Raw genomic sequence first — 12,971 nt, 5'->3', positions numbered from 1 at the left:
TACGGTGCCCGGATGGGCCTGTATCCGGAGACCGAACCGTACGACCACGGGATGCTCGACGTCGGTGACGGCAACCGCGTCTACTGGGAGACCTGCGGGAACCCGCGCGGCAAGCCCGCGCTCGTGCTGCACGGCGGGCCGGGCTCCGGCAGCAGTCCCTACCTCCGTCGGCTGTTCGACCCCGTCGCCTATCGGATCGTGCTGCTGGACCAGCGGGGGAGCGGACGTTCGACGCCGCACGCGAGCGTGTACGACACGGACATGAGCGTCAACACGACCGGGCATGTGATGGCCGACCTGGAGGCGCTGCGCCGGCACCTGGGGATCGGGCGCTGGCTGGTGTGGGGCGGGTCGTGGGGGTCGGTGCTCGGGCTGCGGTACGCGCAGACGCATCCGGGGGTGGTGTCCGAGCTGGTGCTGACCGGGGTGGCGACCGCCGCGACCCGCGAGGTGACGCTGCTGACGCGAGGACTGGGCAGGCTCTTCCCGGAGGCGTTCGAGCGGTTCCTCGCCCTCGTCCCGGAAGAGGAGCGGGACGGGAACCTGGCCGCCGCGTACAACCGGCTCATCGAGTCGCCCGATCCCGAACTGCGCGAGAAGGCGGCGCGCGCCTGGACCGACTGGGAGACGGCGATCATTCCGGCGCCGCCCCGCTCGGTGGCGCGTTTCGAGGACCCGGTGTTCCGGATGGGCTTCGCCCGCACGGTCACGCACTACTTCGGCAACGACCACTTCCTCGGCGCGGGCAACGACGAGGGAGTCGTGCTGCGCGACGCGCCTCTGCTCACGGACATCCCCGGCACGATGGTCCAGGGCAGCCTCGACCTCGGCAATCTGCTCGGCACCGTGTGGCGGCTGCACCACGCCTGGCCCGGGAGCGAACTGGTGGTCGTGGACGAGGCCGGACACGACGCGGGCACCCCGGGAGTCGCGGACGCGCTGGTGGCGGCGACGGACAGGTACGCGCGCGGTTGACGGGACGGGACGTGGGGTCGGCGGGCGCGGGCCGGGGTTCGGACGGGCACGCGCGGTGCCGTCACTCGACGGCTCGGACTGAGGTCGTTCGCCCGTCCGTCCCCGTCACCTCGCCGCACGCCCAGGTCGCCACACGTACCGCACGTCAGGCTCGTGCTCCTCGTTGCCGCTGCCGTCCGTGCGCTCGGCGGGTTCGAAGCCGTGCCGTTCGTAGAAGCGGTGGGCGGACTCGTTGACCTGGAAGGTCCACAGGCTCAGCCCGGACGGGGATCGCTCTTTGGCGAGGGCGACGAAGCGGTCGCCGAGGCCGCAGCCCCGCCAGTCCGGGTCGAGGTAGAGCTGAGCCAGCTCCCCGTCGGCGAGCACCATCACGCCCACCAGGCCTCCGCCCGGCGCCTCGGCGACCCACGTGTGCGCCTGCGGCACCAGCACCTCCCGGAAATACCAGCGCACCTCGTCGTCGGACCGGGGCCGCACGACGGTCGGCAGTGCGGCGGAGAACGACCGCAGCCAGACACCGGCCGCCGCCTCGGCATCGGTGGCCACGGCCCGCCGCAGCACGACGGTCGCCTCGCCGGCCCCAGTGGTTTCGCGGGTCGTGTCGTGGCTCACGGCCGGCGCTCCTCGGGGACCACGGCGGTCGCCGTGATTTCCACGAGCTGGCCCCGGTAGCCGAGGCAGGCCACGCCGAGCAGGGTCGACGCGTGCGGCCCGGCGCTCAGGCCGGACGCCGTGACGACGTCCCACACGGCGGACAGGGTCGCGGGCTCGTCGCTCACCACGTACACGTCGGTCGTCAGGACGTGCTCCACATCGCTGCCCGCCGCTCGAAGTTGCTCCGTGAGGTTGGCGATCACCTGCTCGGCCTGCCGTACCGGGTCTCCCTCCCCGACGAGGTTCCCGCCGGCGTCGAGGGGCACGGCCCCGGCGAGGAAGGCGAGCTGGGTACCGGCCTCGACGACGGACGCGTGCGCGTAGGCGGGTGGCGGGAAGAGGCCGGGTGCGGTGACGCGGCGGATCATGCGGGCTCCAGTGGATCGGGCGGGCGGGGCGGCACCTCGCCGCGGGATGAGGAGGCGCCTCACGTGACTCACCGAGTGGCGAGAAGGCGACCTCCCCGACGGGAGGCGATCTCCCCGGACGAGCGACGACCGCCCCGGACGAGAGGCAACCCGCCGATGATGCGGCCTTCGGATCGCGCGGCGCACCCGGATATCGCCGTGCGTGCGCCGGGGTACGCCGCGTACGCTTCCGGCGCCCCTGACGACCCCCCTCTGCCTCCCGACGCCTCGCTAAGGCCGGCCACGCCCCCAGGGGCGCGGTCACCCAGGTCGCGGGCGCGATCGCCGTCGCGACGACCCACACGGCACACGCGCTGATGGCGGCACGCGGCGAGTGGGTCACCAACGAGAAAGGGCTCGTCGAGCGTGCGGGACTGGGTGCCACCGACACCCTGCTGAGCGGCCTGCGGCCCGGCCCGCAGGCGCTGATCGCGGCCGTCACCGAGGCAGAGGAACTCCTCACCGTGCCGGAGGCGCCATGTCCGGAAGGCTCCTCCGCCCCGCCTCCCCGTCGTACCGTGGCGGAATGAGGCCTGCCACCGCGGAAGTCACCGTCGACCTCCTCATCACCGGCTGCACCGTCCTCGTGCACGACGACGAGGAACGGATCGGGTTCGCGCAGGACGCCGCGATCGTCGTACGCAACGGCGTTGTCGAAGCCGTGACGAGTGCGGCCAGCACCGACGGGCTGTCCGCCGCCGAGCACATCGACGCGCGCGGCCAGGTCGCGATGCCGGGGCTCGTCAACTGCCACACCCACGCGCCGATGGTCGCGCTGCGTGGCCTCGCCGAGGACCTGCCCACCGAGGAGTGGTTCAACGGGGTCGTCTGGCCCGTGGAGTCCAACCTCACCGCAGAGCACGTCGAGCTGGGCGCGCGGCTGGCCTGCGCCGAGATGATCCGTGGCGGCGTCACCTGCTTCGCCGACCACTACTTCGCCATGGACGCCGTGGCCGCCGTGGTCGCCGAGTGCGGGATGCGGGCCCTGCTCGGCGAGGCCTACTTCTCCTCGCAGGGGCCCGAAGGGCGGGAGCGGTCCCTCGACTTCGCGCTGCGGCAGCGCGGCGCCGCCGGCGGACGCATCACCACGGCTCTCGCTCCGCACGCCCCCTACACCGTCACGGACGCCGACCTCGCCGCCACCGCCGACCTCGCCCGCGCCCACGGCCTGCCCGTGCACCTGCACGCCGCCGAGAACCGCGACCAGACCGACACGAGCCTCACCCGGCACGGCCGCACCCCCATAGAGGTCCTCGCCCACACCGGCATCCTCGACACCGACGTCCTCATCGCGCACGGCACCGGCATCCTCGAACACGACCTGCCGCTGCTGGCCGGGGCCGGGGGGCGTGTCGCCGTCGCCAGCGCGCCCCGCGGCTACCTCAAGTTCGCCTGGCCCACCACCACACCGGTGCGGGCCCTGCGCGGCATCGGCGTCCCCGTCGGGCTGGCCACGGACGGCGCCGCCTCCAACAACAACCTCGACGTGTGGGAGTCGATGGCCCTCACCTCGCTGGTCCAGAAGTCCACCGAGGGCGACCCCCGCTGGCTGACGTCCCGGCAGGCCCTGCACCACGCCACGCTGCAGAGTGCCTGCGCCGTCGGCCTCGGCGACACCATCGGCAGTATCGCGCCGGGCCGCCGCGCCGACATCGTCCTCGTGGACCTCACCGGCCCGCACACCCGGCCCGTCCACGACCTCGCCGCCACCCTGGTGCACAGCGCCCGCTCCGCCGACGTCCGTACGACGATCGTCGACGGGCGTGTCCTGATGCGCGACCGCGAACTGCTGACCATCGACGTGGCGGCGGTCGCGGCGGAGTTGGAGGAGCGGCTGCCCGCGCTCGTGGACCGCGCCCACGGCCGGCGCATCCAGGAATACGACACCTGAGCAGGGAAATCCCTCCAGCTCACAGCCTCTCGCCGGAGCGCCGCACGCGAGGACTGCTCGTTGAGGAGAAGGAGGCCACGCGCGCACAGGACGCGCTCAACGCCGAGCGGCGCAGACTGCCCATGGTCGAGATCGGCAAGGAGTACGTCTTCGAGGGCGGCGACGGCAAGGCCTCACTCCTCGACCTCTTCGACGGCCGGGCCCAACTGGTCGTCCACCACTTCATGTTCGCGCCCGAGTGGGAGGCCGGCTGCCGCAGTTGCTCGGCCTCAGCTGCTTCCTGCGCGACCGCGACCGGGTCTTCCACACCTACTCGACGTACGAACGGGGTCTCGACGGGCTCGGCTCGACCACCAGCCTGCTCGACCTGACGGCACTGGGGCGTCAGGAGGAGCGGGAGGAACCCAAGGGGCGCGCGACGGCCCTCGGCGCGCCCGCGGGAAGCGCGCGCATTCGCCACCACGACGAGTACGACGACTGAAACGAGCGAAGCGAGTGAAACAGCACTGAAGCGAGAACTGCCAGAACCGCTGGAACTGCCAGAACCGCTGGAACTGCCAGAACCGCTGGAACTGCCAGAACCGCGAGACCGCGGGAACTGTACGCGGACTGAGACGCACCGTAATCGCTCACCCGAAATGCTGAGATTGTGCTCACATTGGGCGGTGAACGGGTGTCAAGTATGTCTCAGTACCGTCACTTCACGAGGCGTTCTGGGCCTCCATGGCGTTTAACTACACCAGTACAACGCTACATGGAGGTACAGGGTGAACGGGCGAACGGTGCTCGAACGCTTTCCCGCAGGCGGGCCGCGCGGCTCGTGGCCAGCGGAGGAGTTCGCGCAGGCGCGGCGTGTGGAGGGCCTGCAGGCCGAGGTAGTCATGGATCTTGCGACGGACATGTTCCTGGTCGTCGTGCCGAGCGACGCGGCGATCGACGCTGTCGCGTGAACTGTGCGGCGCTGCCGCGTACCTCTTTCCCCGGTAAGAATCCGATGGCCAAACGGTCCCGGAGAGTAACGCGCTCAAAGGCCCAGGGATCCAAAAGGGCAATGCAGTCCAGGGAGAATGAGCCCAGAACACCGGAGATCCCAAAAAAACCAAAGAGCCCTGAGGCCTGCGGGCCGCAAGCGCCGGGCCCTGTGGCCTGAGGCGTTTCACCCCGCCTCAGGCGCTGACCGGCCGCGACCAGACCGGCGTCGTGCCCGTCAGGCTGCACAGTGCCAGGTAGAGCGGAATGGGCGGCGTATAGGGGACCGTTCCGTCCGGCCGGTGGACGAGGCCCGGCGCACTCGGTGTGTCGGGGACCATCGCGCCGATGGCGTAGTGCGCGGGCGCGGGCCAGTCCAGGGCGTAGTCGGAGTCGGGCGGAACGATCCACCACCAGTGCGTCTCATCGCCGTAGACGCACCCCACGCGGGGCAGCCGGGGCAGCAGCAGAGGGCCGAGGCGGGCTGGTGTCGCCACCGCGTCGCAGCCCAGCGGGGCGGTCATGCCGTCGGGCACGGCCAGTCGCCGGGGCACACCCGGCGGGCGCAGCCCGCGCCGCAGGCCGACCAGCGTGTCCAGGCACATCGCCCGGCCGCCGGACGCAGCCCTCATTTCCACGCGGCCCCCGATCCCGCGTGCGCTTCCGCTTCGTCCCCCTCGCCGCCGGAGCCGCCGGGCGCGCCCGGCTTCGGGCGTGCGCCCCAGCCCAGGTCGTTGCGCGGTTCCGACGGGTCGCGCGGTGTGTCCGCCTGGCGCGGCAGTTCGGCCCAGACCAGCAGTCCCGGGCCGTGCTCGTGGACACCCCAGGCGTGGCACAGGGCGTCGACGAGCAGCAGTCCCCGCCCGTGCTCCTCCTCGGGGCGCTGCCGGGACGCCGCCTGCGGCATACCCGGCGCGCAGCCCTCGTCACGTACGGCTATGCGCAGCAGGTCGTCGCCGTCGTGCAGCTCGCACACTATGTGCGTGCTGGCGGTGTGCACGATCGCGTTGGTGACCAGCTCGGACACCACGAGTGACGCGGTGTCGCACGTGTCCTCGCACACCGACCAGCCGTTCAGTCGTGCGCGAGTCAGGCGTCTGGCCTGCGCGGGAGAGCCCGGATGTGCCGCCAGTTCGAAGCGGAACCGGCGCTGGGCAGCCGCCCCGTGAGGGGTGCCTCCCGTGACGGCGCCGGGACCGAGCGGGCCGACGGCGGCGTCTGTTCCTAAGGGCGCGGACGGGATCACGGTGCCACTATCGCCCCGTCGCGAACACTTGGCAAGTGTCACTATGAAAAATGCAGAGTGCTGTATGACGCGGTGAGGCGCCGTGGCACACTGCTCGCAACAGCACGTCGAGCGGCGCCAATTGAGATCAAGAAGACTGCCCCGGTCTTCGAACAGGTCTTCGAATGGCGCCGCCGGGCTGTCGGGATCCTTTCGCGGAATCCGACGGAGCCCGGTGGACCATGGAACCGGCCGGTACCCGCTGGGGATTCTTCTGGAGGTGGAGCGTGAGTGAACCGCGGTCCGCGCCGACCGTCGGACAGGTCGTCCTCGGCCGGCGCCTGATGGACCTGCGGGAACGCGCCGGGATGAAGCGCGAGGAGGCCGCCGCCGTCCTCCGCGTCGCCCCCGCCACGGTCCGCCGCATGGAAATGGCCGAGGTCGCCCTCAAGATCCCGTACCTCCAGGTGCTGCTGAAGGCCTACGGGGTCCCGGAGGACGAGGCCGACGCCTTCGTCGAGCTCGCCGAGGACGCCAACAAGCCCGGCTGGTGGCAGCGCTTCCACGACATCCTGCCCGGCTGGTTCTCGATGTACGTCAGCCTGGAGGGCGCCGCCAGCCTGATCCGCAGCTACGAGCCCCACTTCGTCCCCGGCCTGCTGCAGACCGAGGACTACGCGCGTGGGGTACTGCGGTCCGGCGCCATCGGCCAGACCCGGCCCGAGGACATCGAGCGGCACGTCGCCCTGCGCATGCAACGGCAGGAACTGCTCACCCGCAAGGACGCGCCCCGGCTGTGGGTCGTGATGGACGAAACCGCGCTGCGCCGCCCGGTGGGCGGTCCGGAGGTGATGCGGGCCCAGATCGACAGACTGCTCGAGGCCGCGGACCTGCCCCACCTGACGCTGCAGGTCGCGCCGTTCGCCAACGGGCCGCACCCCGGCACCTACGGGCCGTTCGTGCTGTTCCGATTCGCCATGCCCGAACTTCCGGACATGGTCTACAGCGAGTACCTGACCGGAGCCGTCTACCTCGACGCGCGTGCCGAGGTGGCGGCCCACCTCGAGGTCATGGACCGCATGGCGGCACTGGCCGCTACGGCACATCGCACGAAGGAGATCCTGCGGGATCTCCGCAAGGAGCTGTGAATGAACCGCATCAAGCCCGAGCCTCAGCCGCGGGTCCGCACCGAGCGGATCTACAACGGCATGCCCGCGCGGGAGCTGGGCAGCGAGGGCTGGCACAAGCCGTGGAGCGGTGGCAACGGGGGCAACTGCCTGGAGGCGATGAAGCTCGCCGACGGCCGGATCGCGGTCCGGCAGTCCACCGACCCGGACGGGCCGGCGCTGATCTACACGTCCGACGAGATGACGGCCTTCATCGAGGGCGCCAAGGCGGGGGAGGCGGACTTCCTGCTGTCCTGAGCGGAACGCGCCCGTGCGGGTCCTGTCCGCACGGCTTTTCTGAGCTGGTCATGAGATACGTCCTGAGTTGATCACCAGCAGTTGCTGTTTTCCGCCACCTGCATCCCCCATCCCACCCGTCACCGGTCACCACCTGCCATCCGCCACCCGTCGTCCGGCATCCCGGTCGGCGGGTGGCGGCGTGCGTCAGCCCGGCAGCACCCGGCACAGCGCCTCAAGCGCCGGTCCGTACTCGGCCTCCGACGGCGTCGCGTAGCCCACGACCAGCCCTTCGCGCGGCTCCATGTCCGTCGCCGGATGCCGGAAACCGGCGAGTCCGTCCAGCGCGATGCCGTGCCGGGCGGCGGCCTTGACCGCGGACCGCTCGGTGCCGGGCGGCAGGCGGAGCACGGCGTGCAGCCCCGCCGCCACCCCGGTCACCGCGATGTGCGGGGCGTGCTCGGCGAGGGCTGCGACGAGACGGTCCCGGCGGCTGCGGTACCGCTGCCGCATGCGCCGCACATGACGGTCGTACGACCCGGAGGCCAGGAAGTCCGCCAGGCTCAGCTGATCGAGGACGCTCGCCCAGGCCTCACGGTCGCCCTTGGCGGCCAGCACGCCGTCGACGTACCGCTCCGGCAGCACCATCCAGCCCAGCCGCAGCGCGGGTGACAGGCTCTTGCTCACCGAGCCGATGTGGATCACCCGCTCGGGGTCGAGGCCCTGGACGGCGCCGACGGGCTTGCGGTCGTAGCGGAACTCCCCGTCGTAGTCGTCCTCCAGGACGACCCCGTCACGCGCGCGTGCCCAGTCCACGACGGCGGCCCGGCGCTCCGGGTGCAGGGGTCCCCCGGTCGGGAACTGGTGCGCCGGTGTCAGCAGCACGGCCCGCTCCCGCCCCAGCCGGTCCACCCGTGCCCCGTCGTCGTCCAGGGGCAGGGGAACGGTCCGTACGCCCGCCGCCGTGAGCAGCTTCCGGTGGAAGGACAGGCCGTACGCCTCCACCGCCAGCGGACCGCGCAGTACCCCGCCGCCGAACAGCAGCCCTACGGCGTGCGCGAAGCCGGAGCAGATCACGATGCGGCCCGGCTCCGTCCGCACGCCACGCGCGCGTGCCAGGTACTCCGCGAGCGCCTCGCGCAGTTCGCGCCGTCCGGCCGGGTCGCCGGGACCGAACGCCTCGTTCGGCGCCTGCTGAAGCGCCCGCCGGTAGGACGCCAGCCAGGCGGCGCGCGGGAACGCCGACGCGTCCGGGGTGCCCTGCCGCAGGTCGTGGCGGGTGCCACGCACGCGTGGCGGCAACTTTTTCGGCACGCGTGCGCGTGGGCGCAGCGGTTCGGCCCGCTCGGCGACCCGCGTTCCGGAGCCCTGGCGGGCGGTCAGCCAGCCCTCGGCGACGAGTTCCGCGTACGCGTCGGCCACCGTGTTGCGGGCCACGCCGAGGTCCGCGGCGAGCGAACGGTACGGCGGCAGCCGGGCGCCTGGCGCCAGCCGCCCGCTGCGCACGGCCTCGCGCAGGGCGCCGGTCAGCGCGGCCCGGCGGCCTCCCGGCCCGGACAGCTCCAGGTGCAGGTCGGCACCGATCCGCTCGGCGGAGTCGACCCATGAATTGACCCGCGAATCCGGCATGGAAATGAACCCTACAGTCGGTCTTTCCGGTTCATAGGGTGAGGGACATGCACCTTCCCGCGACGAACACGATGCCCATGTCCGCTCCAGGCGCTGTCGCCGCCGCGCCCGCCGGGACCCGCCTGAACTTCGCCCGGTCCGCCCCGAAGGCCTTCCGCGCCCTCATCGGCTTCGACGCCGCCGCCCGCGAAGGGCTCGATCCGGCGCTCGTCGAACTGATCCAGATCCGCGCCTCCCACCTCAACCACTGCGCGTACTGCCTGCACATGCACACCAACGACGCCCGCAAGGCCGGTGAGAGCGAGGACCGGCTGCACATGGTCGCCGTGTGGCGCGAGGCCCGGCACTTCTTCACGGAGAAGGAGCAGGCCGCCCTCGCCCTGACGGACGCCGTGACCCTGGTCGCCGACGACGGCATTCCCGACGACGTCTACGCACGGGCCGCGGCCCACTTCGAGAAGCAAGAACTCGCCCGGGTCCTGGCCCTCATCTGCACGATCAACACCTGGAACCGGGTGGCCCTCGCCACTCAGAAGGTGGCGGGCACGGACGAGCGGTAGGCGACGTGCTGCGGCCCGCGCGGGGCGGCGCCGGAAGGGCGGTGTCCCGCGGGCGGGGCCGCCTGGCTGAGGCGTCGAGGGCGCGAGGCGGCCGCTCCACGCGCCGTCGGCCGGCCTCACCGTCGACAGGTCCGCGGCCCCCGCCGACCGGTCACACCCTCATCGGCCGGTCGTACGGACCGATCGGTGCCGGCAGACGCGTACGGCCCGTGAGATGGCGGTCGACGGCTGCCGCGACCGCCCGGCCCTCCGCGATCGCCCAGACGATCAGCGACTGTCCGCGCGCGGCGTCGCCGGCGGCGAACACGCCGGGCACGTTGGTCGCGAAGCCCGCGTCCCGCTTGATCGTGCCGCGCGGGTCGAGCTCCAGGCCCAGCTGGTCCACCAGCCCGTCGCGCCGGTCGGGCCCCGAGAAGCCGAGGGCGAGCAGCACCAGGTCGGCGGGGAGTGCCCGCTCGCTGCCCGGCACCGGACGGCGCCCCGCGTCCACCTCGACCAGACGCAGGGCCCGCACGTGTCCTTCCGCGTCGCCGGTGAAGCGCAGCGTCGACGCCGAGAACAGCCGGGCATCGGCGTCCGCCGCGGGTGCCGTCCGCAGTTCGCCCGCCTCCTCGTGGGCGGCGGACAGCCGGTAGACCTTCGGGTACGTCGGCCAGGGCGCGGTGTCCTCGTCGCGCTCGGTGCCGGGCCGGGCGTAGATGTCCAGCTGGGTCACGGACGCGGCGCCCTCCCGCACCGCGGTGCCCAGACAGTCCGCCCCGGTGTCGCCGCCGCCGACGATGACGACGTGCTTCCCGGCGGCTGACAGCGGGGACGCCTCCAGGTCCCCCTCGCACACCCGGTTGGCCAGCGGCAGATACTCCATCGCCTGGTGGATACCAGCCAACTCCCGCCCGGGCACGGCCAGTTCCCGCCACGCCGTCGCACCTGTGGCGATCACCACGGCGTCGTAACGGGCCCGCAGCCCGGCGGCATCGACGTCCCGCCCGACCCCTGTCGACGTACGGAACCTGGTGCCCTCGGCCCGCATCTGCTCGATCCGCCGCTCCAGATGCCGCTTCTCCATCTTGAACTCGGGGATGCCGTACCGCATCAGCCCGCCGATCCGGTCGTCCTTCTCGTACACGGCGACGGTGTGCCCCGCCCGGGTCAGCTGCTGCGCCGCGGCCAGCCCGGCCGGACCCGACCCGATCACCGCCACCGTCCGCCCGGACAGCCGGTCCGGCGGGCTGGGCTGTGTGAACCCCTCCTCCAAGGCCCGGTCGGCGATGGCGCACTCGACGTTCTTGATGGTGACCGCGGGCTGGTTGATGGCGAGCACGCAGCCCGCCTCGCAGGGCGCCGGGCACAGCCGGCCCGTGAACTCCGGGAAGTTGTTGGTGGCGTGCAACCGGTCGGACGCCGCCCGCCAGTCCTCGCGGGACACCAGGTCGTTCCACTCGGGGATCAGGTTGCCGAGCGGGCAGGCGTCGTGGCAGAAGGGGATGCCGCAGTCCATGCAGCGGTCGGCCTGCCTGCTGATGAGGGGGAGCAACGCCCCGGGGACGTAGACCTCGTCCCAGTCCCGCACCCGCTCCTCGACCGGCCGCCGCGGCCATTCCTCGCGCGGCGTGGTCATGAAACCCCTGGGATCGCCCATGGCCGTCTTCCTCAGGTGCGCTCGTGGCAGACCGTGCGCCGTCGGGGGCGGCACGCTTCCGGCCACGATACGACGCCTCGGCCCCCGGCGCAGAGCCGCGGGACAGCGCTTTCGGCGGCTTCGTCAGGTGAGCGCCAGCAGATAGGACAGCGCCGCCGCGGCCGAGGCGGCCGTACGGACGTGGTTCCACGCCGTCCACTCGCGCACGTACGCCGGCCAGTACGCCGCCGCCTCCCGCGTGCCCGGCTCCATCGCCTGCAGCGTGTTGTTGCGCGGCACGTTCGCGGCGGCGGTCACCCCGAACGAGCCGAACAGGAACAACCCGCTGCCCAGCAGCAGCTCCACCGCCCCGTCGTCCGGCCACAGCACGAACGCCACCACGGCCATGACCACGGCCAGCACCGCCGACCCGGCGAACACCAGCATGAACGCCGGCCGCACCGCCGCCACGTTGATCCGCTGCATCGCGGCGACGCCCTGCGCCGGCGGCAGCGCCGCCAGCCCTCTCATCACGAAGGCCGAGAAGCCGCAGAACACCCCGGCCGTCAGCCCGGTACCGAGCACCCCCAGCACCGTCAGCACGACATACGGTCCGTCGATCATGTCGATGTCACCCCCGTCTTGACCTGCACATCCTGAACCCGGGAAATCCCTCCCCCGATGCCGCCCGCCGTCTCCCGATGCCGCCCGTCCCGCCGTCACCACCAGTGAAGCCGCGCGCGGGCACGACGACCATCGCCGAGCCGCGCGGAGCCATACGCGAGCGTCCAGGGACCGTCTCCGGAAGGACTGCCCGTCCGGCACGGGCGGCCCGTCGCGTCCGTCGGTGGACGGCGCATCATGGGCCTGTGCGACTCGAAGCGATCACCTGGGACCGGCTCGGCGACCTGCTCGCCGAGCGTCTGCTCGACCTGAGGCCGGCCGACGAAAGTCCCTGGCCGCGCGTCGCCTTCGACGGCGCCCCGGCCGCCCGCCCCGGTGACCTCGCCGAACGCGTCAGCGAGGCGCTGCGCGTGCGCGGACGCCCCTCGCTCGTCGTCGGCACGGAGGGCTTCCTGCGCCCGGCCTCGCTGCGCCTGGAGTACGGCCGTCAGGACCTGGAGTCCTTCTACAGCGGCTGGTACGACACCGGCGCCCTGTGGCGCGAGGTGTTCGGGCCCCTCGACCCCGGCGGTGACGGACGCGTCCTGCCCGACCTGTGGGACCCGGTCACCGACCGCGCCACCCGCAGCCCTTACGTCCAACTCCCGCCCGGCGGCGTCCTGCTGATGCACGGCCCTCTTCTCCTGCGTCACTGGTTCCCCTTCGACCTGACCGTCCACGTCCTCCTCTCCCCGGGCGCGCTGCGCCGCCGCACCCCCGGGACCGACCACTGGACCCTGCCCGCGTTCGAGCGCTACGAGGACGAGACCGACCCCGCGAACACCGCCGACGTCCTGGTGCGCGCCGACGACCCGAATCACCCGGCGTGGAACGGGTGAACCGGCCGCTCCCCGCTGCCGGCGGCGGAACCCACCCGTACCGGCTCCGGGTGCGGGTGCCGGGTGGCGCGGCAAGAATGTTGGACGCCGGGACTAGCGGTGCGCCTCCGCACCGCGCCGGCCGTCCGGCACCAGGAG

General features: G+C 72.4%; 14 protein-coding genes and 2 pseudogenes. 9 read left to right on the top strand and 7 right to left on the bottom strand.

Translation table 11 applies throughout. The features are described from left to right. Window positions 1-12: 12 nt before the first annotated feature. Window positions 13-975 carry a prolyl aminopeptidase gene (gene pip / locus AB0M97_RS04575; protein ID WP_365959240.1) on the top strand — a complete coding sequence of 321 codons (963 nt, stop codon included), beginning with the start codon at window positions 13-15 and terminating at the stop codon, window positions 973-975. Window positions 976-1,080: 105 nt separating this feature from the next. Here pip and AB0M97_RS04570 read toward each other — a convergent pair whose 3' ends face one another. Together AB0M97_RS04570 and AB0M97_RS04565 are read right to left on the bottom strand one after the other, a co-directional pair. After that, a complete protein-coding gene (locus tag AB0M97_RS04570; RefSeq protein ID WP_365959239.1) occupies window positions 1,081-1,587 on the bottom strand; it encodes a GNAT family N-acetyltransferase in 507 nt (168 codons plus the stop codon). Next, complete coding sequence (locus AB0M97_RS04565) at window positions 1,584-1,997, bottom strand: RidA family protein (protein ID WP_365959238.1); 414 nt, start codon at window positions 1,995-1,997, stop codon at window positions 1,584-1,586. Before AB0M97_RS04565 ends, AB0M97_RS04570 begins: the two co-directional genes overlap by 4 nt. Window positions 1,998-2,266: 269 nt before the next feature. On the opposite strand from AB0M97_RS04565, the pseudogene AB0M97_RS04560 reads away from it, so the two are divergent. The 4 genes and pseudogenes from AB0M97_RS04560 to AB0M97_RS04545 all read left to right on the top strand — a co-directional run. Beyond that, window positions 2,267-2,566 (top strand): annotated as a pseudogene (locus AB0M97_RS04560) (hypothetical protein); the annotation flags it as partial. After that, on the top strand, window positions 2,563-3,927 hold the full coding sequence (locus AB0M97_RS04555) for an amidohydrolase (protein WP_365959237.1): 1,365 nt from the start codon (window positions 2,563-2,565) through the stop codon (window positions 3,925-3,927). The pseudogene AB0M97_RS04560 and the gene AB0M97_RS04555, both read left to right, overlap by 4 nt. 8 nt (window positions 3,928-3,935) lie before the next feature. Beyond that, window positions 3,936-4,408, top strand: a pseudogene (locus tag AB0M97_RS04550) (DUF899 family protein). A gap of 286 nt (window positions 4,409-4,694) precedes the next feature. After that, entirely contained in the window at window positions 4,695-4,877 is a 183-nt protein-coding gene (locus AB0M97_RS04545; RefSeq protein WP_365959236.1) for a hypothetical protein, read from the top strand. 216 nt (window positions 4,878-5,093) lie between these two features. On the opposite strand, the gene AB0M97_RS04540 is transcribed toward AB0M97_RS04545, so the two are convergent. Both AB0M97_RS04540 and AB0M97_RS04535 read right to left on the bottom strand, forming a co-directional pair. Continuing rightward, on the bottom strand, window positions 5,094-5,528 hold the full coding sequence (locus AB0M97_RS04540; RefSeq protein ID WP_365959235.1) for a hypothetical protein: 435 nt from the start codon (window positions 5,526-5,528) through the stop codon (window positions 5,094-5,096). After that, window positions 5,525-6,142: an ATP-binding protein gene (locus AB0M97_RS04535; protein WP_365959234.1), complete on the bottom strand. Its 618-nt coding sequence runs from the start codon at window positions 6,140-6,142 to the stop codon at window positions 5,525-5,527. Before AB0M97_RS04535 ends, AB0M97_RS04540 begins: the two co-directional genes overlap by 4 nt. Window positions 6,143-6,408: 266 nt before the next feature. On the opposite strand from AB0M97_RS04535, the gene AB0M97_RS04530 reads away from it, so the two are divergent. Together AB0M97_RS04530 and AB0M97_RS04525 are read left to right on the top strand one after the other, a co-directional pair. Beyond that, window positions 6,409-7,269: a helix-turn-helix transcriptional regulator gene (locus AB0M97_RS04530; RefSeq protein ID WP_365959233.1), complete on the top strand. Its 861-nt coding sequence runs from the start codon at window positions 6,409-6,411 to the stop codon at window positions 7,267-7,269. Next, window positions 7,270-7,545 carry a DUF397 domain-containing protein gene (locus AB0M97_RS04525; RefSeq protein WP_365959232.1) on the top strand — a complete coding sequence of 92 codons (276 nt, stop codon included), beginning with the start codon at window positions 7,270-7,272 and terminating at the stop codon, window positions 7,543-7,545. It abuts the gene before it with no gap. A 186-nt stretch (window positions 7,546-7,731) separates the two neighbouring features. Here the strand turns inward: AB0M97_RS04525 and AB0M97_RS04520 are convergent, their stop codons facing one another. Further along, window positions 7,732-9,153, bottom strand: coding sequence for a PLP-dependent aminotransferase family protein (locus AB0M97_RS04520; protein ID WP_365959231.1), 1,422 nt, complete (start codon window positions 9,151-9,153; stop codon window positions 7,732-7,734). Window positions 9,154-9,230: 77 nt separating this feature from the next. Here AB0M97_RS04520 and AB0M97_RS04515 point away from each other — a divergent pair, with 77 nt between their 5' ends. Continuing rightward, window positions 9,231-9,713 carry a carboxymuconolactone decarboxylase family protein gene (locus AB0M97_RS04515; protein WP_365959230.1) on the top strand — a complete coding sequence of 161 codons (483 nt, stop codon included), beginning with the start codon at window positions 9,231-9,233 and terminating at the stop codon, window positions 9,711-9,713. Window positions 9,714-9,864: 151 nt separating this feature from the next. Here the strand turns inward: AB0M97_RS04515 and AB0M97_RS04510 are convergent, their stop codons facing one another. Both AB0M97_RS04510 and AB0M97_RS04505 read right to left on the bottom strand, forming a co-directional pair. Beyond that, window positions 9,865-11,352, bottom strand: a complete 1,488-nt coding sequence (locus AB0M97_RS04510) for a glutamate synthase subunit beta (protein ID WP_365959229.1) — start codon at window positions 11,350-11,352, stop codon at window positions 9,865-9,867. A 123-nt stretch (window positions 11,353-11,475) separates the two neighbouring features. Then, on the bottom strand, window positions 11,476-11,955 hold the full coding sequence (locus AB0M97_RS04505; RefSeq protein WP_365959228.1) for an anthrone oxygenase family protein: 480 nt from the start codon (window positions 11,953-11,955) through the stop codon (window positions 11,476-11,478). Between the two features lie 245 nt (window positions 11,956-12,200). Here AB0M97_RS04505 and AB0M97_RS04500 point away from each other — a divergent pair, with 245 nt between their 5' ends. Continuing rightward, the gene (locus AB0M97_RS04500; RefSeq protein ID WP_365959227.1) at window positions 12,201-12,833 is read left to right on the top strand and encodes a uridine kinase; all 633 of its coding nucleotides are present in this window, start codon (window positions 12,201-12,203) and stop codon (window positions 12,831-12,833) included. The last annotated feature ends 138 nt before the right edge of the window (window positions 12,834-12,971 follow it).

The organism is Streptomyces sp. NPDC051207 (genome assembly GCF_040682395.1).
GTDB lineage: Bacteria > Actinomycetota > Actinomycetes > Streptomycetales > Streptomycetaceae > Streptomyces.
This window is presented reverse-complemented; position numbering and strand designations above follow the sequence as displayed.

Bases quoted from the DNA above. Each gene is read 5' to 3' on its own strand.
- pip (WP_365959240.1), top strand. From the start codon at position 13: ATGGGCCTGTATCCGGAGACCGAACCGTACGACCACGGGATGCTCGAC.
- AB0M97_RS04515 (WP_365959230.1), top strand. From the start codon at position 9,231: ATGTCCGCTCCAGGCGCTGTCGCCGCCGCGCCCGCCGGGACCCGCCTG.
- AB0M97_RS04520 (WP_365959231.1), bottom strand. From the start codon at position 9,153: ATGCCGGATTCGCGGGTCAATTCATGGGTCGACTCCGCCGAGCGGATC.
- AB0M97_RS04565 (WP_365959238.1), bottom strand. From the start codon at position 1,997: ATGATCCGCCGCGTCACCGCACCCGGCCTCTTCCCGCCACCCGCCTAC.
- AB0M97_RS04525 (WP_365959232.1), top strand. From the start codon at position 7,270: ATGAACCGCATCAAGCCCGAGCCTCAGCCGCGGGTCCGCACCGAGCGG.
- AB0M97_RS04540 (WP_365959235.1), bottom strand. From the start codon at position 5,528: ATGAGGGCTGCGTCCGGCGGCCGGGCGATGTGCCTGGACACGCTGGTC.
- AB0M97_RS04505 (WP_365959228.1), bottom strand. From the start codon at position 11,955: ATGATCGACGGACCGTATGTCGTGCTGACGGTGCTGGGGGTGCTCGGT.
- AB0M97_RS04510 (WP_365959229.1), bottom strand. From the start codon at position 11,352: ATGGGCGATCCCAGGGGTTTCATGACCACGCCGCGCGAGGAATGGCCG.
- AB0M97_RS04555 (WP_365959237.1), top strand. From the start codon at position 2,563: ATGAGGCCTGCCACCGCGGAAGTCACCGTCGACCTCCTCATCACCGGC.